This is a genomic window from Vibrio genomosp. F10 str. ZF-129 (assembly GCF_000287055.2).
GTDB lineage: Bacteria > Pseudomonadota > Gammaproteobacteria > Enterobacterales > Vibrionaceae > Vibrio.
This window is the reverse complement of record NZ_AJYQ02000119.1, coordinates 14,127-36,012: the sequence shown is the minus strand read 5'-3', so window position 1 is coordinate 36,012 and position 21,886 is coordinate 14,127. Positions and strand designations below refer to the sequence as shown.

The 21,886-nt window shown below is 43.3% G+C and carries 18 protein-coding genes; 16 read left to right on the top strand and 2 right to left on the bottom strand.

The window, feature by feature from the left end; genetic code table 11:
- Window positions 1–202: 202 nt before the first annotated feature.
- From A1QO_RS15440 to A1QO_RS15400, 9 genes are all read left to right on the top strand, one after another.
- Window positions 203–1,168 carry a sialic acid TRAP transporter substrate-binding protein SiaP gene (locus A1QO_RS15440; protein WP_017039380.1) on the top strand — a complete coding sequence of 322 codons (966 nt, stop codon included), beginning with the start codon at window positions 203–205 and terminating at the stop codon, window positions 1,166–1,168.
- 63 nt (window positions 1,169–1,231) lie between these two features.
- Entirely contained in the window at window positions 1,232–1,741 is a 510-nt protein-coding gene (locus A1QO_RS15435) for a TRAP transporter small permease (protein ID WP_017039379.1), read from the top strand.
- A gap of 8 nt (window positions 1,742–1,749) precedes the next feature.
- On the top strand, window positions 1,750–3,033 hold the full coding sequence (locus tag A1QO_RS15430) for a TRAP transporter large permease (RefSeq protein WP_017039378.1): 1,284 nt from the start codon (window positions 1,750–1,752) through the stop codon (window positions 3,031–3,033).
- An 81-nt stretch (window positions 3,034–3,114) separates the two neighbouring features.
- Window positions 3,115–4,005, top strand: a complete 891-nt coding sequence (locus tag A1QO_RS15425; protein WP_017039377.1) for a dihydrodipicolinate synthase family protein — start codon at window positions 3,115–3,117, stop codon at window positions 4,003–4,005.
- A gap of 112 nt (window positions 4,006–4,117) precedes the next feature.
- Window positions 4,118–4,954: a MurR/RpiR family transcriptional regulator gene (locus A1QO_RS15420; RefSeq protein WP_017039376.1), complete on the top strand. Its 837-nt coding sequence runs from the start codon at window positions 4,118–4,120 to the stop codon at window positions 4,952–4,954.
- A 205-nt stretch (window positions 4,955–5,159) separates the two neighbouring features.
- On the top strand, window positions 5,160–6,320 hold the full coding sequence (locus A1QO_RS15415; RefSeq protein ID WP_017039375.1) for an N-acetylneuraminate epimerase: 1,161 nt from the start codon (window positions 5,160–5,162) through the stop codon (window positions 6,318–6,320).
- A gap of 14 nt (window positions 6,321–6,334) precedes the next feature.
- Window positions 6,335–7,405, top strand: a complete 1,071-nt coding sequence (locus A1QO_RS15410) for a YjhT family mutarotase (RefSeq protein ID WP_017039374.1) — start codon at window positions 6,335–6,337, stop codon at window positions 7,403–7,405.
- A gap of 303 nt (window positions 7,406–7,708) precedes the next feature.
- Window positions 7,709–9,613, top strand: coding sequence for a methyl-accepting chemotaxis protein (locus A1QO_RS15405; protein WP_241790473.1), 1,905 nt, complete (start codon window positions 7,709–7,711; stop codon window positions 9,611–9,613).
- Between the two features lie 152 nt (window positions 9,614–9,765).
- On the top strand, window positions 9,766–10,500 hold the full coding sequence (locus tag A1QO_RS15400) for a substrate-binding periplasmic protein (protein ID WP_241790472.1): 735 nt from the start codon (window positions 9,766–9,768) through the stop codon (window positions 10,498–10,500).
- A gap of 177 nt (window positions 10,501–10,677) precedes the next feature.
- On the opposite strand, the gene A1QO_RS15395 is transcribed toward A1QO_RS15400, so the two are convergent.
- Window positions 10,678–11,466 carry a phytanoyl-CoA dioxygenase family protein gene (locus A1QO_RS15395; protein WP_017040911.1) on the bottom strand — a complete coding sequence of 263 codons (789 nt, stop codon included), beginning with the start codon at window positions 11,464–11,466 and terminating at the stop codon, window positions 10,678–10,680.
- A gap of 227 nt (window positions 11,467–11,693) precedes the next feature.
- Here A1QO_RS15395 and A1QO_RS15390 point away from each other — a divergent pair, with 227 nt between their 5' ends.
- The 3 genes from A1QO_RS15390 to A1QO_RS15380 all read left to right on the top strand — a co-directional run bounded on the left by A1QO_RS15390 (window position 11,694) and on the right by A1QO_RS15380 (window position 14,118).
- Window positions 11,694–12,398, top strand: a complete 705-nt coding sequence (locus A1QO_RS15390; protein ID WP_017035251.1) for a response regulator — start codon at window positions 11,694–11,696, stop codon at window positions 12,396–12,398.
- A 35-nt stretch (window positions 12,399–12,433) separates the two neighbouring features.
- A complete protein-coding gene (locus tag A1QO_RS15385; RefSeq protein ID WP_017035252.1) occupies window positions 12,434–13,753 on the top strand; it encodes a sensor histidine kinase in 1,320 nt (439 codons plus the stop codon).
- Window positions 13,754–13,842: 89 nt separating this feature from the next.
- Window positions 13,843–14,118: a hypothetical protein gene (locus tag A1QO_RS15380; protein WP_017035253.1), complete on the top strand. Its 276-nt coding sequence runs from the start codon at window positions 13,843–13,845 to the stop codon at window positions 14,116–14,118.
- 251 nt (window positions 14,119–14,369) lie between these two features.
- Here the strand turns inward: A1QO_RS15380 and A1QO_RS15375 are convergent, their stop codons facing one another.
- Window positions 14,370–15,131 (bottom strand): transporter substrate-binding domain-containing protein, encoded by a 762-nt coding sequence (locus A1QO_RS15375; protein WP_017040910.1) that lies wholly within the window; start codon window positions 15,129–15,131, stop codon window positions 14,370–14,372.
- Between the two features lie 446 nt (window positions 15,132–15,577).
- Here A1QO_RS15375 and A1QO_RS15370 point away from each other — a divergent pair, with 446 nt between their 5' ends.
- The 4 genes from A1QO_RS15370 (at window position 15,578) to phnD (ending at window position 21,832) form a co-directional block, all read left to right on the top strand.
- Entirely contained in the window at window positions 15,578–17,530 is a 1,953-nt protein-coding gene (locus A1QO_RS15370; RefSeq protein WP_241790475.1) for an ATP-binding protein, read from the top strand.
- Entirely contained in the window at window positions 17,527–18,882 is a 1,356-nt protein-coding gene (locus A1QO_RS15365) for a sigma-54-dependent transcriptional regulator (RefSeq protein ID WP_017037003.1), read from the top strand. Before A1QO_RS15370 ends, A1QO_RS15365 begins: the two co-directional genes overlap by 4 nt.
- A 340-nt stretch (window positions 18,883–19,222) precedes the next feature.
- The gene (locus A1QO_RS15360; RefSeq protein WP_017035257.1) at window positions 19,223–20,443 is read left to right on the top strand and encodes a glycerophosphodiester phosphodiesterase family protein; all 1,221 of its coding nucleotides are present in this window, start codon (window positions 19,223–19,225) and stop codon (window positions 20,441–20,443) included.
- Between the two features lie 348 nt (window positions 20,444–20,791).
- Window positions 20,792–21,832, top strand: a complete 1,041-nt coding sequence (gene phnD / locus A1QO_RS15355) for a phosphate/phosphite/phosphonate ABC transporter substrate-binding protein (RefSeq protein WP_017035259.1) — start codon at window positions 20,792–20,794, stop codon at window positions 21,830–21,832.
- The last annotated feature ends 54 nt before the right edge of the window (window positions 21,833–21,886 follow it).

Genomic DNA, 21,886 nt, shown 5'->3' with positions numbered 1-21,886 from the left:
GAATGAAACCATCAGGCTGGAGAATGGTTGGTGTTGGTTTCATTTGGATTGAATATCTGTCCGTGATCACATTTTGTTAAATATAAATTTGAAAATAATCTTCACCGCAATGATAATCCATAACGAAGATTTTTTTCAAATAAAATAATTATTTTTTTTGAAAGTGGTGAAATCAGACCAAAAATAACGATAAGGAAATACTATGAAAGCCATGAACAAAATCACTATTGCTATGCTGACTCTCGGACTTGCTGTTTCTGCACAAGCCGCTACGACACTTAAAATGGGAATGCAAGCATCTGTGGGTTCAGTCGAATACGCTTCTGCAAAACTGTTAGCTGATACCATTGAAGAAATGAGTAACGGGGATATTACTCTGTCGCTGTACCCTAGTGCGCAGCTAGGAGATGACCGAGCAATGTTGCAGCAGTTAAGCCTCGGTGATTTGGATATCACTTATGCGGAATTTGGTCGTATGGGGCTTTGGATCCCTCGTGCAGAAGCGGTGACTTTGCCATATGTTGCGAAGGATTATGAGCATCTACGTCGTATGTTTGAATCTGATTTTGGCCAAGGTGTTCGTGATGAAATGCTAACCAAGTTTAACTGGCGAGCGCTAGACACTTGGTACAACGGAACTCGTGAAACAACGTCTAACCGTCCTCTTGAATCCATTTCCGATTTTAAAGGTTTGAAACTTCGCGTACCAAATGCAAAACCAAATCTGAATTATGCAAAATTGTCGGGCGCATCACCGACACCAATGGCGTTCTCTGAGGTATACCTAGCTCTGCAGACGAATGCGGTTGATGGTCAGGAAAATCCATTGCCTACTATCAAAACGATGAAATTCTATGAAGTACAAAAGAACTTAGCGATTACAAATCATATCGTTAACGATCAAATGGTGATTGTTTCTGAAACAACTTGGCAAAAATTGTCAGAGGCCGATCGCAAGATAGTAAGCGCGGCTGTAGTAAAAGCGGGGGCGGCTCATACTAACTCGGTGAAACAGCAAGAAGCAGAGTTGGTTGCTTTTTTTGAATCGCAAGGTGTGAACGTTACGTATCCGGATCTCGCCCCGTTCCGTCAAGCAATGGAGCCATTGTACTCTGAGTTTGAAGAGAAAATTGGTCAACCAATTGTGAAGAAACTGGCGAGTATGTAAGCCTCCGCCTTTGATAGTAAATAAGCTTGGCTGGCCATAATAGGCCAGCCTTGGAGCTAAAAAATGTTACGTAAGATTATTAATAATATTGAAGAAATCATCACCGTACCTTTAATGGCGATTCTGCTTCTTGTACTGACTTGGCAGATCGGAACCCGTTGGTTACTGAATGATCCTTCGCTGTGGAGTGAAGAGCTCGCGCGAGTTCTTTTTATGTATATGTCGTTAATTGGCTGCGCACTCGCGATCAAAACGGGCTCGCACGTCAAAATTACTTTTTTCTCGGATAAGTTGTCAAACAAAATACGGTTCTCTTTGGCATTTGCCCTTGAGTTAGCAGTGCTTGTGTCGATTTTTGCCATTATCTATCTAGGCTATCAGCACGTTCAACGCACCGCTTTTTTTGAACTGATTACGTTAGAAATTTCGAGTAAGTGGATGAACTACAGTTTACCTCTTGCTGGGTTGTTTATGGTGGCACGTCAATTGGAAAAAATGGTCCAGTTGTTGTGCGAGTTTCGCCAAACCACCGTATCAGCCTCTAATCAACCATCTCACACAGTCACTAGGTAGGAGTCGTTATGGCAGGTTCAATTTTTGGTTGGTTAGCACTCCTGTTTGTAGGGATGCCCGTCGGCTTTTCACTTATTTTCGTTGCACTGGTGTTCTTGGTATTGACCCAAAGCACGGGAATTAACTTCGCGGCTCAGCAAATGCTGGGTGGCATTAACAATTTCACGTTGCTATCTGTGCCATTTTTCGTATTGACTGGTCACTTAATGAATAGCGCTGGCATTACAGAGCGTATCTTCAACTTTGCTAAATCCATGGTGGGGCACATTACAGGCAGCTTGGGTCATGTGAATATTATGGCAAGTTTACTTTTCTCGGGTATGTCAGGTTCGGCTTTGGCGGATGCGGGTGGGCTAGGGCAACTTGAAATTAAATCGATGAGGGATGCTAAATACGATGATGATTTTGCAGGTGGTCTCACGGCTGCTTCGTGTATTATTGGTCCATTGGTTCCGCCTTCCGTACCACTTGTTATTTATGGTGTGGTATCAAACACTTCGATTGGCGCGCTATTTTTGGCGGGCGCTATTCCTGGTTTAATGTGTGCTGCTTCGTTGATGATAATGAGCTACTTCATCTGTAAAAAGCGTGGTTATATCACACTGCGTAAAGCTTCACGTGGTGAGCGATTTAAATCATTAAAAGAAGCTTTCTTGTCGTTGTTGACGCCAGTTATTATTATTGGCGGCATCTTCTCTGGAAAATTCACGCCAACAGAAGCGGCCGTTGTTTCTTCGTTATATGCCTTATTCTTAGGTGTTGTGGTTTACCGCCAAGTTACGCTTACAAGCTTTATCGATATTTTAAAAGAAACCGTTAATACTACCGCCGTTGTTGCATTGATGGTAATGGGTGTGACGGTATTTGGTTGGATTGTGGCTCGTGAGCAGCTACCACAGATGATGGCAGACTATTTCTTAACCATCAGTGAAAACCCACTTGTTCTGCTGCTGCTGATTAACTTACTTCTATTGTTTTTGGGCACATTCATTGAGTCTTTAGCTCTGCTTCTTCTGTTAGTACCGTTCCTTGTCCCTGTCGCTGCTGCGGTAGGTATTGATCCGGTTCACTTTGGTGTGATGGCTATTTTGAACCTAATGATTGGTATTTTAACGCCACCTATGGGCATGGCATTGTATGTGGTTTCTAAGGTTGGAGACATACCATTCCATACCTTAACCAAAGGGGTGATTCCTCTTCTGGTGCCATTATTTATCGTATTGACTCTTATTGCTGTTTTCCCACAATTCACACTTTTCCTTCCAGAATTGATGCTTGATTACGGAAAATAGTTATGAGACAGAGTTATAAAAATCAGTAAGTGGAATGAGCAATGGTTTATTCCGCCATTAGAAAAAATTTAAGGTAGGAACATGAAAAAGTTATCAGGACTAATCGCTGCACCCCATACACCATTTGATGCCGCCAACAAGGTGAATTTTGGTGCCATTGACCAAATTGCCGAGTTGCTCGTTGAACAAGGCGTCACCGGTGCTTATGTCTGTGGAACAACAGGGGAAGGGATACACTGTTCGGTTGAAGAGCGTAAAGCCATTTCAGAGCGATGGGTAAAAGCAGCGGATGGAAAGCTTGATCTTATTATACACACGGGTGCGTTAAGCATCGTCGATACGTTAGATCTTACTCGTCACGCTGAAGAGTTGGATATTTTAGCGACCTCTGCAATTGGCCCATGTTTCTTTAAGCCGGGTAATGTAGAAGACTTGGTGGACTATTGTGCTCAAGTGGCAGCGGCAGCACCGTCAAAAGGGTTCTATTATTACCACTCAGGTATGTCTGGCGTAAACGTCGACTTGGAGCAATTTCTCATTCACGGCAATGATCGTATTCCTAATCTAACGGGTGCTAAGTTTAATAACGTTGATCTCTATGAATACCAACGCTGTGTGCGTGTTGCTGATGGGAAATTTGACATCCCGTTTGGGGTCGATGAGTTTTTGCCTGCTGGCTTAGCTGTAGGGGCTCTAAGCGCAGTAGGCAGCACCTACAACTATGCCGCACCATTGTATTTGAAGATTATTGAAGCATTTAACAAGGGTGATCAAGCTCGAGTGGCTGTATTGATGGATAAAGTTATTGCCATTATTCGGGTGTTGGTTGAATACGGTGGTGTTGCAGCAGGTAAAGCGGCGATGGAGTTGCATGGTATTAACGCTGGACATCCTCGTTCACCTATTCGTCCATTAACAGCAGGGCAAAAAGCTGACGTTGTAGCAAAAATGCGAGACGCTGACTTTTTGTAACAATATAAGGGGGATTTATCCCCTTATATTACGCTTTAAGATGGGATTCTATGTCATTGTTTTATTGAGTCTGTTATTTTGATTCAAGCGTTACATATCTATAGGGGCCAATGTGAATACGCCTAAAAATCTTTTAGTCAGAATGCGTTCTAATATAGAACCCTTGAGTAAGAAACTCACCATTGTGGCGAACTACATAATTGAAAATGCTCATGACGTGCAATTTCAAACAATCACAGAACTTGCTAAAAATACGCAAACCAGTGAAGCGACGGTGGTCCGCCTATGTCGTGACATGGGATACAAAGGATATTCCGATTTTCGTATGGGTTTGGCTATTGATTTAAGCCAAACGGCTAGCCAAAATGCGCCAGAAATTGAAGGTGATATTTGCGATGTTTCCGCTCAAAATGCCGTAGCAAGTTTGAATGATACCGCCAAGCTCATTGACAGGAAATCGTTGGAGAGGATTTGTAAATTAGTCCATAAATCCAGTTTTATAAGCTGTGTTGGGGTGGGTGCATCGAGTATTGTAGGGAGATATCTTTCCTTTCGCTTGTTGAGAATTGGTAAAAAAGTCACTATGTATGAGGATACTCATCTTGCTGCAATGAACGCAGTTCGTTGTACTGAGGGAGATTTATGGATATCGGTGTCTAGCTCAGGTTCGACTAAAGAGGTGGTCCATGCGGCTTCACAAGCGTATAAACGTAAAGTGCCTGTTGTCTCTTTAACCAATATTAGTCATAGCCCTTTGTCGGCAATTTCTACAGAAATGCTTGTTGCAGCAAGGCCTGAAGGCCCGTTGACTGGTGGTGCTTTCTCATCAAAAGTGGGTGCTCTTCTGCTAGTCGATGTGTTAGTGAACAGTTTGTTAGATATGTATCCAGAATATTCAGACTCCGTTTTAGAGACTGCAGAAGTTGTTATGCCTCTAATGACCTCCTAACAAAATAAAAGCTCTCTATACTCTAAAGCCTGCAATTGCAGGCTTTTATTTTATTTAAATATAAAAATTATTTTTTTGTTAAGTTGATCTTATAAAAATAATTTCCTTCGATCAATAATGCATATGAATTACAAACAAGAGATTCATACGTATTCTCATTAACTGAATGGCAGATGATGGTCATTTCAATAAGGAAATTAAGATAATGAATAAACGATACCTCAATAGCTTGGTTATGCCACTTCTGGCGGCTTCTGTATTCCTTAGTACGGCGTCTTTTGCAAAAGAGCAGTGGCCTGATTTACCTGTGGGTATAAAAAGTGGAATTGGCGCTCAGGTAGGTAGCAAGGTTTATGTTGGCTTAGGCTCTGCTGGCCAAGACTTCTACATGTTGGATTTAGCCGACGTAAAAAAAGGGTGGAAACAGCAAGCAGATTTCTCAGGCCCTGCGCGAAGTGGCGCAACGGCGAGCGTCGTTGGTGAGGCAATCTATGTTTTTGGTGGGTCAGGTAAAAATCATTCAAGTGATGATGCCCCCATTCTTTTCGATACGGTTTATCGCTATGACGCAAAGGCCAACTCTTGGGCTCTTGTTAATACAGAAACGCCAGTTGGTTTACTTGGGGCAGCTTCTTATTCGCCAGATAATAAACAAGTTCTCTTTTTTGGCGGCTACAACAAAGGTTACTTTGACAATTACTTGGCAGATATCAACGCGACCAGTAAAAAAGATCAGCCAGAAAAATGGCAAAAAATCGTCGATGACTATATGGGAATGAAGCCAGTTGATTACAAATGGAACTCAAACGTTCTTAGTTATACGCCTGAAACAGGCGTGTGGAACGAATTAGGATCTTCTCCTTACCTGCCTAACTGTGGTTCAGCTTTGGTTCAACAAGGGGCTAAAGCGACGTTGGTGAGTGGAGAAATAAAACCTGGATTAAGAACCTCTGAAGTTAAGCAGTTTGCTTTCGGTGCTGATCAGCCGTGGATGAGCTTGCATGATTTGCCTAAGCCATCGAGCCAACAGACCCAAGAAGGCGTTGCTGGCGCGTTTGTAGGAGAAAGTAACGGTGTTGTGATTGTGGCGGGTGGCGCTAACTTCCATGGTGCGAAAGGGGCATTCGAGCAAGGAAAAATGTTTGCGCATAACGGTTTTGGTAAAGCGTTTAATCCTGAAACGTATGTGTTGAAAAACGGGCTATGGGCGCAATCTACGGATTTACCATACGGTCTCGCTTATGGCGCCTCTTTTACCACTGATGAAGGCGTCTTGGTTATTGGCGGAGAAGATGGCAAGCGTGTGGCACGTAAAGAAGTGTATTTGCTTTCTTGGGACGGCAAAGCTGTTCAAGTCACTCATTAATCACGGAGATAAACATGTCACTTTCTATCGTTACGTATCCTGACTTTCCCGTTGAAATTAAAAACGCTGTCGGTGCTCGAATTGCCGACCGAATCTTCGCAGGATTAGGCAGTGCAGGAACGCAGTTTTATTGCCTAGATTTGAATGCCACTGAACGTGGTTGGCAATCGATGGCAGCGTTTACGGGTGTGGTTAGAAATGATGCGGTTATGGTCGCAAGTGGCAGTGACATTTGGGTGTTCTCTGGCGCCGGGTTACCAGATGGCTGTGAGAGTATCCAAGTGCTTACCGATGTACATCGTTTCGATATTGAAAATGATAAATGGCAAATGATGGCATCGGAAGTTCCAGTTGGTTTATTAGGCGCTAGTGGGTGTGAAATTGCGCCGGGGAAAATTGCTTTCTGGGGTGGATATAACAAACCTTTGTTCGATGACTTTCTAGCAAGACTTTGCCAGATAGACTCCGTGCTTGAAACCGAAAAACATCAAGCCGCTTTGGTTGAGTTTATGTCAATGCCACCCGAGAAATACGGTTGGAATCAGGACATTTGGTTGTTTGATTGCGAAACGCTGCAATGGCGAATCTTAGTGGAAAATCCATTCCCAGCTAACTGCGGAGCTTGTTTAATACAACATGATAATCAGGTGGTATTGATCGACGGAGAAATCAAGCCAGGTCTGCGTAGTACCCAAGTAAAACAATTTACTTTTTCTTCGATAGAAGAAGTGAAGAGCAACACGTTACCGAGCATTCAAGCCTCCCCCCAAGAGCATGAAGGTTTAGCTGGTGCGTATGCCGGGCTGGTGAAAGGCCAGTATTTGGTTGCTGGAGGGGCATTTTTTGTTGGTAGCCAGAAAAACGCAAGAGAAAAGCAGTGGTATACCCATCAAGGGTTAAGCAAACATTATGCTGACGATATTTGGTGTTTTCAGGAGCGACAATGGCGACGGGTAGGCGAACTACCTGTCAGTCAAGCTTATGGTATCTCGATATCCAGCGAACATGGGTTAATCATCATTGGAGGTGAAAACGCAAAAGGACAAGCGCTACAAAGTTGTTATTTGATTAATTGGCACGCATAAGCCGCTCCCCCTATAGGTGACTTACGTGTAAATAGCGGGGCCTAATAGTTATTTATCGGGCTCAGTTTGATTAAGAACCAATTGAACAGCAAACACTTTGGTGGTTTACCCTCAGAGGTCCAAAAGCCATGAGGTTATTGTCTATTGATAGTAAACCTCAGTAGTAGGTGCTTGTTGTTCTCTATTATATTCAAGGAGAATTAAAGTGAAAAAAAGAGAACATTTTCCCCAAGGAATCAAAGTGTTAGTGGGCTTGTTTTTTTGTTCATTATCGGCAGTGGAGAGAAATAGGGGAGTGAGAGCGTGCTTTCTACATGGATGAACAATATCGGGTTTAAGCAAAAAATAATCATTGGGTCCATCATGTTAATGGTGGCAGGTATTGCGGTTAGCAATATGGTTTTGTTTAGTAAATACCAGCAAGATTTAGAGAAAAACCTGATTGAGAAAATAGAGCTGGGCTTGAGCTTAGAGTCTTACAAGATAGAGCAATGGCTTGCGTCCAATGTTCGTAATTTGGAACGTTCGGCAGAGTACTTCCAAACAAGGCGCAACCCAAAAGATATGGTGACTGCGTTAGGCTTAATGGCAGAAACAGACAGCGTGGACGATGTGGTTATCGCGTTTGTTGATGGCACTGGGTTTTCTGCAAAAAATGGCATGTTAGACGTGACCGAGAGTGATCCGCGTAAGACACAATGGTTTACTCTCGTGATGGAGCAACAACAAACCAGCGTGACGGGGTTCTATCAAGATCCAAAAACGGGCAAGCCAACGGTCAGTATTGCTGCACCGGTCAAATATGGTGTATTGACGCTGAATATACACTTAGAGCGTTTTAATGCTTTCCTCCAAAAAGCCAATATAGAGACGGCCGAAGAAACCATCTATAACCAACAGCAGCAGGTTTTATTTTCAACGTCTTCGTCTGACATTCTAGGGCAGTCACTGCAAAATAGGTTCGTTGCGGATGCTATTAATGACCGCTTTCTGGAACAATTATCGGGTGTATTTAAATATACCCAAGATAACAATGAATCCCTTTTCTTTTCTCAGAGTTTTAAGGTTCTTGGTGAAAAAAAGTGGCACCTTACACTGGAAACCAATGGAAAAATCATTGATGAGGTACTGAAAGATGCTTGGCAGCAGCTGTTGATTGGTGGAGGGGTTTCTGTCGTTATTGCAGCCATGATTTTAATTGTAACTCTAGGGTATTTGTTCCGTCCTATTGTCGAGCTTAAAAGACTAGTGATTAGCCTGTCGTCTGGGGATTGCGACCTCACTCAGAGATTGCCTATAAAAAATGATGATGACTTAGGTCAAATAGCGAAGGCTATCAATGAGTTTATTTCTAATCTGCAATTGATGATAAAAGAAATTACGGAGTCATCAGATCAAATTACGCATTCTCTTAACCTTGTACACGATCAAGCTGACTCAAACTTGAATAAGCTAAATAGCCATGCGTTAGAAACGGAGCAAGTGGTGACGGCCATGACGGAAATGACGGCTTCTTCTGAATCGGTTGCGCAAAGCACGGTTTCTGCATCGGAGTTGACCCAAACTGTCATCTGCGAAATGAAGCAATCGCAAAAGGTGGTCAATGAAGCGGTGGTTTGTGTTGAAGCTTTTGTGGATCAATTTGAGGTGATGGCTGAGCGAGTGGCCCAAATGAGTGATGGAGCATCTCGGATCAATGAGGTCTTAACTGTTATCGGAGGTGTTGCAGAGCAAACTAACTTGCTTGCACTCAATGCAGCGATTGAGGCGGCAAGGGCCGGTGAACAGGGAAGAGGTTTTGCGGTTGTAGCGGATGAAGTCAGAGCGTTGGCGGCTCGTACTCAAACAAGTACCAATGAAATAGATACGATGCTGTCAGACTTAACGTCACTTTCGCTCGGTGTGGCGAATAGCATGGGTAAAACCAGCGAAGCCAGTGTTTCTTCCGCGGAGCAAACTGGAAAAATATCAAATCGCTTGGAATCGATGGGAAATTCTGTAAATAGCGTAGCGAATTTAACGTCTCAGGTGGCGGTGGCCTCTAAGCAACAAAGCCTTGTCGCGGAAGAGATTAATATAAATATCAACACTATCAATGTCATAGCGAGTGATCTTATCGATAGTGCCAAAGCGACACAGTCCAATATTGGTTGTTTGTTGGAATCAAATGAGAGGCTAAAAGATGTGGTAAAGAGGTTTCGTGTGTAAACATTAAGATAATAGTTAATTATGCTCTATTTGACAGCATGGGCAAGTATTTACAATATGCACATTTTTAATGATTTTTCTTCTTAATTGTTATGTACTCAACCAAAACTGACTACTATTAATAATATTGTGAATCAGAGTAGTGTTGAAGTATGTATCGAGCGTTTCTTCTTTTAGCGTGGGCTGGGACTTTCTTTTCTTGTGCTGCACAATCCCAGTATCGCATCATTACTGAAGACTTCCGGCCATTTGCCTATCCGACTGAAAATGGAAAGGTAGATGGTATGGCTTTTGAAATCGTTGATTGGCTTTTAGAGGATTTAAACATTGATTCTGAGATTGAGGTATTACCTTGGAACCGAGGAATGAGTTTAACTCAGTCAAAAGAAAACCATGTCCTCTTTTCGGTCGCACGTACTAAAGAAAGAGAGAAATGGTTTAAGTGGGTTGGGCCTTTCTACTCAGACAAAGTATCCCTTTATCAGCTAAATGGACAACCGCCTCGTGATAAGGAAAGTATTAAAGAAAACGACGTTGTGGTGGTCTCTAAAGGGTATCCAGAAGAGCAGATTTTACGAGATGAAGGGTATCAGAACATTGTTCTATCAGATAACAGCGGGTTTGCACTTCAAATGCTCATAAAGCGTCGAGGCGACTATTTTCCTATTGGTCACGCTGCCTTACCTTGCCTATTATCAAAAAACAATTTAGCAGCAACAACGCTGCGCGCGACCGATGTCGTTTTACTTACTTCACATTTATATCTTGCTATGTCACCCAACACGAGCAATGAAGAAGTGGCGCGATGGCAGAGAGCTCTCGACGACATTAAACGCACGGAACGTTACCAAGATATTATCGAGAACCACGCTCGGCACTGCCAATAGGTATTGGTATGTAAGCATGGCAGGGAGGTTGTTGGATTTGAACCGATTCGGCAGCTATCGAGAGGATCTTTCTTCTTGCTGCAGTGAATGGGCTTAGGGCTAATTTAATTCAATTTAATTCAATCTAATTCTATGATACCTAATCCCAAGAAACTCCGGTGGTATCTTGGCCGTTTCCTAAGAACACACCATCGACTTTAGACGCAGCGTGTTCATGAATAACCTTGGGTCGGTCATATTATTTAGCATTGACTGTGTTGGTAAACAATCGTCATCAACATAGTCGACATAATCCGCAGCCGAATCAAAAATTAAAATGTCTAAGGCCAAACGATCCAATCCATACCGTCCTCTGTGGATCATATCCGCTGAAAACACCAATAAATCTCCCGCTGCTAACGTGATCTGTTTACCGCCGGATATACTATCACTGTTGACTTTGCCATTCACTTCTTGGCGAACATTGTATTCTTCTTCATTGTCCCATCGCTTGTGTGTTCCGGGTATGATTTCCATACCGGGCTCATCAAATAGGGGAACGCGAAGGTGGAGCACTTGTGTGCCTAGTATGACGTTCATTTGGTCTTCAATGTCATAGTCATATTGACAATCACGATGCCAGAAGTCTTTTAGCTTCGGATTGACAGGGTTGAAGAACAGCTGAGTATTCATAAACGCTGGATTGTCTGGTATCACCGCATCGACCACATCCATGACTTTTTTTGAGCTGATGAAATCAAAGAGTGCTGCTCTATCGTCGACGGGTAAATATTCGCTTCCCGTAATCAAAGACGAATTAAACGCTTCTTCTTGATAGAACTCCTGGTTGTCTGCTTTCCATAATTCATGGAATTTCAATATCACCTGTCGAAGCGATGAAATTTGAGCGTCATCGAAATAATTTCTGATAACGAAGTAACCCTGTTCGTCGTAACGGCTACTCAATTGTTGGCTATTTTCTACCACTGACTACCTTCATACTCACTATGCCTTCTACCGGCCACTGATTTTCTAGGCGCATGATGCCAGACGGGTGTTATTCAGCCAAGTAACGAATGAGCCCTCGTCATTTTACAAAACGATCTTTGAATCTATAAGCGTTGATTGTAATCTAAAGAAAAACGAGTGTTTTGGGGCCTCATACCCGCATAAACCCATACACGAGTTCAACACGTTATAAGGCTGGTAATGGAATGACGAAAGCGAAAATGATCATCATTGAAGACGATTTGAAACTGCAGCAAATGCTGAAAGACTATTTTGTCACGCAAGATTTCGATGTCACCACGTTAGATAATGGCAATGACGCTGCACACACCATCCTCTCTCAACAACCTGATATCGTGCTATTGGATTTAATGCTTCCTGTAACCGATGGGCTGACAATCTGCCGACAGACGCGTGCTCTCTATAACGGTAAGATCTTAATGCTAACCGCCAGCGATGATGATTTTGACCACGTTGCGGGATTAGAAACGGGAGCTGATGACTATGTCACGAAGCCAATCAAACCCAGAGTTCTGCTGGCAAGAGTACGCTCGTTATTGCGCCGTCAGGAGTCTAACAGCCTGCTTGTCGACGATTCAGAACACCTGAAGTTTGACCAACTTGTACTGAAAAACACCTACAAAAAATGCGAGCTTGCAGGCAACGTTTTAGCACTGACTGATAGTGAATTTGACCTCCTGTGGTTGTTAGCGAACCACCCCGATGCACCACTATCTCGGGATTACCTAACGCAAACACTGCGCGGCATTGAATACGACGGTATCGACCGAACCATCGATAACAAGATCGTGCGATTAAGAAAATTGCTCGGCGACGATAAAACCCCAGCAGAAAAAATCCAGACCATTCGCGGCAAAGGTTACCTGTTTGTTTCAACCGCGTGGTGCTAACACGTTCAAAATGAGCGTAATGACAGAGAGTAATTATGCGACGTATTTATTTGGAATCCTTGTTGGGTTTACTGGTTTGCTTTATGACAGGTATTGTCGCTTATGAGGTCTTCGTTTTTCAGCTCACGACAGATTATGATTATGTACTAGAAGACTATGAAGCCGTCGCTCATCAGCAGCTAATAGAAAATATTGCTAAACATCAAGGTATTGATGCTGCGCATCAGGCTATGAGACAGTTTGTTGACACGTCTAAGATGACATTGACCATTTTAGGACATAACGATGAAATCCCCGCGGTGGTCACAAACTATTTCACCGCTCGTCCTGAAAGTGCAATATTTCACGACGAGGAGCGTGAATTGTGGTTCCGTTTGGCTGAAAGTGACAATGTTTACCACTACGTGATCAATTACGACGCGCCAGTTAGACAAAAAGTGGAGCTAGAAGAAAATCTCATCTGGTTGTTTTTCCTATTAAGTTTCCTCGTCTACGGGCTAGGGCATCTTCTTATCATATTCCGAAGAGTCAAAAAACTTGAAACCGCTACACTGCGCTTTGCAGAAGGGGATCTCTCTTCACGAGCCGAAACCTCGAGCAACCTTGCTATTGGTTCGCTCAACCGATCGTTTAACCTCATGGCCCACAGAATCAATCGCCTTATTGAAAGTAATCGATCACTCACTAATGCCGTCGCGCATGAATTGCGTACGCCGATTTTTCGTATTCAATGGCAAGCTGAAATGTTAAAAGACACACCGCTCACTAAAGAGCAAAAAATGACCGTTGATAGCATCGTTGAAGATACAGAAGAGATGGAACAAATGGTCGATGAGCTTTTATATTATGCCAAGCTAGACAGTAGTCAGTTAGACGTGCTTCAAGAACCCGTGGAGATAAGAAGCTTCCTAGATATAGCCCTCGTCCGATGGAACAAAGAAACCGATCTCAACATTCATTTATTGTTGCCAGATCAACCTAAATCAATACAGGCCGATGCCAAGTTACTCAACCGAGCACTCGACAACCTAGTACGTAACGCTTTTAAATATGCGCGGACTCAAGTGCTATTAGAGGCGACAGCGCATCACCATGAACTGCGTATCAAGATTCACGATGATGGCGATGGTATTGCTGTAGAGCATCACTCTCACCTATTCGACCCTTTTTACGTGGGTGACAAAGCTCGTAACAAAGCCAAAAGTGGCCATGGGCTAGGGCTATCTATCGTCAAGAAAATCTGCGAACAACATGATGCCACTATTGAGGTTGGGCAAAGCAAAACACTCAAGGGCGCTCTGTTTACAATGACCTTCCCTCTTTGTCAGGATTCGGCTGACAAAGCCATACAGTAAAGACGAAACGACTCTGGAATACTACTCATTAATGGTCGAAAGATATTGCAAGGCGCGGTATCTAAACCCTATTCATTGAAAGGTATTTTATGAAAAAGTTATTGTGTATTTTAGGTGTTATGTCACTAGCAGGTTGTTCAGGGATTACTCATAATGATGAAGTTTATACCGCACATGCTGAAAGCTTTAATATCGTAGGGTTGCAGATTCCAGGTAACACTCAAGACCGCGCAATGGACTTAGTTCCTGAAGGCGCGACCGTTGAAACCATTCGAGCGACTGATTCTGATACTGATTCTGCGTTGGGTATCATCAATCGCATCATCGGTATTGATTATGTTCAAGTTGGCGGTAAAAAGCAGTAGGTCATCAAAGCGTTTCTACACCCGTAGACATGAATGCTGAACCGCTTAAAACATTGTCGAAATCATTTCACTGCCTGTGAAAAATTCAACAACCGATGTTAGCAACCTAACATCGGTTTTTTTGTGTCTGAGACTGATGATTGCACAAAGTAGCACATTTATCACCAGCTTGTGCGGCGTTTCAAGCTAACCATCATGGGCGACTCGTCTCTGCCCCAAATACTGAGAGTTACATTGCCGTGAGTAAGCGTTTACTCGTAAATGCTGTATGAAAAGTATTTGCTCGCAATCTTTTGATGTTGCCCGTTGTCGATCAGCCTTTGTATACCGTTATCTATAAGCTCTTTTAGTTCATTGTCTTGTTTTCTCACTGCGACCCCAATACCACGACCAAACCATTTTTCTTCGGTAAATTTAGGCCCAGTAAAGTGGTAGCCCTTACCTTGGTCTGTTTCTAGGAAGCCCGCGTTTAACCCCATTGCACCACCGAAAATGGCATCAAGACGACCATTCAGTAAGTCAGAAAAGGCTTCATCGAATGTGCCGTAGCGACGAATATCGACATCAGGGTAGATCTCGGAAAGATACTTATCACCAATGGTCGCTCTTTGGACCCCGATGGTTAGGTCATTCAAACTGCCATCCGTTAGGTTAATTTCCCGATCATTTTTCATGACAAAGCGAGTTGGAACTTTGGCGTATGGGATAGTGAAGTTAACTTTCTTTTCTCGTTCTTCGGTAATCGTCATTGCTGCGATGATCGCATCGTTTTTGCGACTTAAAAGAGCTGGGATAATACCGTCCCAATCTGTCTTCGAGATGATGCACTTCACACCTAACTCTGTACACAGGGCGTTGGCAAAATCGACCTCAAACCCTTCCAATTTTCCGTCTTGTGTTGTCCAACTAAACGGTGGGTAAGCTCCTTCAACAGTAAAGCGAATTTGTTTCCAATCTTTCGCGTAAGTAAACATAGAAAAAACACTAACGAATGCCACGAATATCCACTTCATTTTTATTTCCTGATAGTAATGATGGATACATACAGTTAACCAATCATTAACATTTATCAATGTAAATGCATGCCATTTGAAGCTCATTCATAAATGTGAGACAGGAAAAGGTGAGATTTGAGTTGTTGATGATTGCCCCGATTCTCGTTGGATATACCGACAAATCGACTAAAAAGATGTGGGTTATCATGATGATTGACTCTGAAAGGCGGAAGGTTTCTGTTACGGAAACCTGAATGGAAAAGTAAAGTTTGAACCTGAGGGGATAATTGTAAGTAATTTGTATCTCATATGTGATGAATGCGATCAATGTAACAAAAGTGTATGTATTGAAATAAGAAAATGGATGAAACTACGCGATTACTGTTCTTAAACTCGTTCGCTTAATACACGATAATAAAAGCATTGAGAGGGTATTCTCTGTGATTAATGATGCTTATCAAGCCATAGATAAAACAAAGCCATGCACTACACGCATCCACGGCGCATTTGCACGCTCAGTGCCGACTAAGAAATGGTTTCGCTGGAAAGGGATAGAGTTACGCCTCGTTTTAGCGTTCGCGATACTCTCGATGACCACGATTTTTCTTTCTGTTTTTTCATCATCGACGTTTAATGAATTGAATCAGCAGCTGATAACACTCAAAAAAAGTGAGATTCCAGCCCTAGATCATGCGTCTCGCCTGAATGATATGGTGAGGGTGATCATCACCACCTCCTCTCAGCTCAGCGAGGCAGATTCGAGTTTAGAACGTAAACATGCGATGCAAGAAATACAAGATGCTATTCTCGTGATGGATAGTATTATGCTGAATTTTCCAGACTATCACGCCTATTTTAAAGACCTTATCGCGCAAGTTAACAACAGTCTTAGTTTGCTTTATCAGAGTGAAATCGAATCAAACGCGCTGAACAGAGAGTTATGGGGTTTGCTTGAGGGCTTTTATCCTTTATTGCAGCAAGCAAGCTATTCGCTTGACCGTTTGCCAGCCAAAAGCAAAGAGAAGATCCAGTACATTCAACTGAGATCACTGCTTTATTACCAACTTGGCTTAGTCGAGAAATTGTATAACGACTCCAGTTTCAATGAATTGGATTACACCAGCAATCGTCTTGAGCAAATCGGCGAACAGTGGTGGACACTGTGGGTGAGTGGTGATTTAAGAAGTGAATTTCCAGAACTCGATCGCCAGTTAGCGATTATTTACAACCTGGCTTCGAGCACTAGCCGTTTGTATGTACTTAAAAACAAAGCGTTAGATCATCGTTATCAAGAGCAATATTTCCTTCAAAATAGTCGAGAACACCTAAACCAGTTGACTGTCCAGATTGAACGTAATACGAACAAGGTCAATGGCAATATTGACCAGTCTATTCAACAGGCACAACTGTCTCTTCAATCAAATCAACGGCTCTCTCTATTTCTTTCTTTATTTAGTGTGCTCGCGGCGGCGGCTATCTCATGGTTTTATGTTCGTAAAAGTATTCTAGAACGTCTATTACAGTTGCAAGATAACATGTTCGCGATCTCGACAGGTCATCTGGATACTGAAGTGTCGATACGCGGAAAAGATGAAGTCACTCAGATGGCGAAGTACCTAAAGGTTTTCCAAACAACCGCCAAAGCCGTTAAACAAACCAATCGCAAGTTAGAAGCCGAAGTAGAAGAGCGCACCATCGCGGAGGCCAAATTGCGAGTGACACAAGACGAGTTGATCCAAGCGGGGAAACTTGCAGCGTTGGGTCAACTCAGCGTGGGTATTACTCATGAGATTAATCAGCCGCTGACAGCCGTCAATAGTCACGTTCGCAGTGCTCAGTTATGGTTAGAGAGAGAACGGTCAGATAAGGCCGTAGCCAATTTGTATAAAATTGAACGGTTGCTCGAAAAAATTGCGGCGATTACCGGCCATTTAAAAGCGTTTGCGCGCAAAAGCGATGGGAAAATAGAAAATGTGGTGTTGTCGAACGTCATTGAGGATGCAATAGAGCTGTTTGAAACCCGACAAAATACCTTGTCGATTGATTACCTAAAACAAACAGAGCTTAACGTTCGAGCGAATCGCATTCGACTAGAGCAAGTATTAGTGAATCTCATCAGTAATGCGTTAGACGCCGTTGAGCACTGTGATCATCCTCGCCTTGAAATATCAGTAAAAGCGTTTCCAGCGACGGTTGAAATTTCAGTGCGTGATAATGGTCTAGGCATCCCCAAAGATGAACTGCCTTTTTTGTTTGACCCCTTCTATACCCGCAAAACCACGAGCAAAGGGCTTGGGCTAGGTTTGTCTATTGCATACAACATAATCAAAGACTTTGGCGGTTCGATTCGTGTTGAATCAATTGAGTACCAAGGTTCAGAATTTATCGTCACCCTTCCAAAAGGCACACACTTATGACTCCCCAAAAACACATAGTCCTCATTGATGATGAAATAGACGTCATCGAAGCCATGAGCGAAATGCTGGAGCTTGAAGGCTTTAGCGTGACACCGTTTACGGACCCAAATGTCGGCCTCAAATCACTGAATGCGAATTGCCAATCGGTGGTGTTGTGTGACGTACGAATGCCCAAAGTGGATGGATTAACGTTATTGAGTTCCATTCAAAATCGCGCGCCGAATGTTCCAGTGCTGCTAATGAGTGGGCATGGCGATATTCCGATGGCGATAGAAGCGATGAAAGCGGGGGCATTTGATTTTTTAGAAAAACCATTGAACCCGGGGGAGCTTGTCGAAAAACTCGATCTGGCATTGATTCAAAGCCAGCAAAATCGACCGAAAACTCGCGATGATGGGGAAGTGGTCGAATGGCCAATTGAATCGGTTGTGATTGGTCAATCAAAAGAAATCGATAACATTCGCAAGCAAGTGTTGGCCTTGTCTCGTACCGGAGTTGATACCATTATTAATGGTGAAACAGGGACAGGCAAAGAAGTCATTGCACGGGCTTTACACCAGTTCAGTCGCCGAAAATCTAAGCCATTTGTGGCGATTAACTGTGGCGGTATGACGGAAAGCATTATTGAAAGTGAGCTGTTCGGTCATGAAGCGGGTTCGTTTACCAGTGCGAACAAAAAGCGAATTGGAAAAATTGAACAAGCCAATGGTGGGACACTGTTTCTTGATGAAATAGAAAGCATGCCAATGGCGGTACAAATCAAATTACTGCGCGTGATACAAGAACGCATGATTGAGCGTGTGGGTGGGAATGAACTGATTTCCGTCGATATCGTCGTTGTCGCTGCGAGCAAAACGGATTTAGCGAACTTAAGTGAATCAGGTGGTTTTCGTTCAGATCTCTTCTATCGCCTTAATATTGCGAGCTTAAACTTACCCGCACTTCGCCATAGAAAAGAAGACATTCAGGTACTCTTTCGACACTTTGTGATTCAAGCCAGTCAAAAGTACAAAACACGTCCGTCGACGATTTATCCCGAACAAATTCAGCAGTTATGTCGGCACGAATGGCCGGGGAATGTTCGCGAATTAAGGAACGTCGCTGAGCGATTTGTGTTAGGCATTGTGGGGGATGGTTTTGATTTGCAGTCACCCATTTGCGAGGCGTCGGGTGAGGATTTTGCGTTTGAAAAGCAGATGGAGCATTACGAAAGAAACGTCTTGATGGAAGCGTTAATTGAAACCTCAGGCAATATTAACGAAGTGTCTAGCAAGTTGAATCTGCCCCGTAAAACCCTTTACCGAAAAATGAAAAAGCATCAACTGGATAAAGACAGTTTCAAAATGTCATAACCGATGTTTTCTAAGATTGTTTTCCAAAACTCCTTAATGACTGGTCATCCCAATGACGTCAGCGAAACGACTTGCATGGCGAAATGAGTTGAGTATTCGGTCAGCGATTAATAGGGACAAGAATGACTCATTTAAAAGTGGTATGAATAAAGAATATATTCAACTTATTGTAATAAAAGACTTTTAGTATTTGGCACAATGCGTGCAATCCCTACGCAGTGGCTTGAGTCCACATGAGGTCATTTCGGGGTATAGCCAAAGCGTACGCGACGGTTATCCAGCACCGAGTGGCTGAATAAGGAAATGAGAAAATAATTGCTTGTTGCAAGGAGATACAAACATGAAGCAAATACTGAAAGGTTCTATTGCACTGATACTTGGCGTGAGTTCAATAACGGCATGGGCTGCGCAAGAGTCAGCAGACTTAGGTCCTCGTCCACTCTTTTTAGTCAACAATATGGACGAGAGCCCTTTGAAAACGAAGCTGCTGAGTTGCAGTGAAGGGCCTTTTCATCGTAGCGATTTTTCTATTGGGCATCGCGGAGCGGCCATGCAGTTTCCAGAGCACACGAAAGAATCGTACTTAGCGGCGATTCAAATGGGCGCGGGCGTCGTGGAGTGTGATGTTACGTTTACAAAAGATAAAGCCTTGGTATGTCGTCACTCACAAAGTGATTTGCACACAACGACGGATGTCTTAGCTCATCCAGACCTTGCGAAGAAGTGTTCGACGCCATTTACACCGGCTAACCCCGTGACTGGCGAAGATGCCAAAGCGGAATGTCGCACCTCTGATTTCACTCTTGCTGAGTTTAAGACACTGAAAGGGAAGATGGATGGTGCAAACCCTAAAGCAACCACGGTTGAAGAGTACATGAATGGGACTCCGGGCTGGAGAACTGACCTTTATAGTCAAAGCGGCACATTAATGACTCATGCTGAAAGTGCGGCGTTATTTAAAGAGTATGGTGTGAAAGTGACGCCTGAGCTTAAATCGGCGGATGTAGAAATGCCTTTCAACGGGTTTACTCAAGAGATGTATGCACAAAAGCTGGTGGATGAACTGAAAGACGCAGGTTTTGAGCCTTCTGATACTTACTTGCAATCATTCAACCTTGACGATGTGAAGTACTGGATCAACGAAAACCCTAAATTCGGTAAACAAGCCGTTTATCTGGATGATCGTGTTTATGAGCAAGCTGACTTTGTTGCCTCTGTAGAGAATATGAAAGAGCTGCACGATGCAGGTGTAAAAATCATCGCACCCCCTCTATTTGCTTTGGTCGATCTCGATGAGAACAATGAACTGGTGGCATCTAACTACGCGAAGCTAGCGAAGGGTGCTGATCTGGATATCATTGCATGGACCCTAGAGCGTTCAGGCTCGCTTGCACAAGGTGGTGGTTGGTATTACCAAAGTGTTAAGCAAGGGATTAACAATGATGGCGATATGATGAAAATGCTCGATGTATTGGCACAAGATGTTGGTGTGTTAGGGGTGTTCAGTGATTGGCCAGCAACCGTCACTTACTACGCTAACTGCATGGACAGTGAGGCTTAGGGGATGTATTAGGCCCGTCGCTATTTAGAGGCATTTCTGTGCGTGGCCGAGTAGACAAATTTTCAAGAAAAAGAAAGAGAAAAAGCAGTGAACCAAAGAGCCTTCGGGCTCTTTTTTTGCCTTTGAACTTAAGGAGCTTGAATCTATGTATCTTGTATTTTTAAGGACTGGCTTTTGAGGACAATAATGACCCAAATGAAGGTCATTTAATTGGACAGCAATGACACAAAGTTTATTTGATATTCTTTGTGCTTGGTTAAATTATTGAAAATAAAAGGATAAAAACATGGCACAAACTCTGCAATAACGATGGTGACTTTCAACAATAAGTAAAAATAAGGTTTAAATATGAAAATCAGTGTTAAAGGACTGTTAATCGCTAGCTCATTACTACTCCCTTCATTGGCTATGGCAAGCGACTGCTCTAGCCGTGGTGTGTTAGACGATCGATACTGTGACGAAAACCAAGATCTAGTGGCTGATTCACCGAAGAATCCAGATGAGTGGAACGATCCAAGTACGCTGGTGTTTACCTACACGCCAGTTGAAGACCCTGCATTGTACAAAGACGCGTTTGCAGATTTCCAAGCTCACCTCAGTAAGATTACTGGCAAGCGAGTGATTTACTACACGGTTCACTCTAATTCTGCACAAGTAGAAGCGATGCGTTCTGGTCGTCTTCACGTTGCTGGCTTCTCGACAGGCCCAACGGGTTATGCCGTGAACCTAGCGGGTTACGTACCCATTGCAGTGAAAGGTGACGAGTCGGGTTTTCAAGGCTATAACCTCATCACTATTGTACGCAAAGACAGTGGCATCGATACGATGGCTGATCTAAAAGGTAAAAAGGTTGCACACACATCTGCCTCTTCCAACTCAGGCAACCTTGCACCACGTGCGCTCTTTCCTGCTGAAGGGTTAGTACCCGATGAAGACTACAAAGTACTTTACTCTGGTAAACACGACCAATCTATTTTGGGTGTCTTCAATGGCGACTACGATGCGGCACCAGTGGCATCTGATGTCTACGATCGTATGGTAGCCGCTGGTCGTGTAGACGATTCTGTATTGAAAATCATTTACCGCAGCCCACGATTCCCTACCTCGGCATTCGGTTACGCTCATAACCTAAAACCAGAACTGGTAGACAAAATTAACGAAGCCTTCTTCAGCTACCGTTTCACACCTGAAATGAGAGCATCATTCAAAGGTGCGGATCGCTTCTCACCGATTTCTTACCAAGAAGAATGGGGTGTTATCCGCGATATCGCTCATGCAACGGGCACGGCTTATACCAAAGCAGGATTGAAAAAACTGGCTGAAAAAGATGCGGCTAAACGTGCCAAGAAAAAGGCGGCAGAGTTAGCGAAACAAGCCAACAGCCAGTAGTTCTCGTCTTCACCTAATCCAACACTCTAAAAATCTATGCCCTGACCGGTAGGG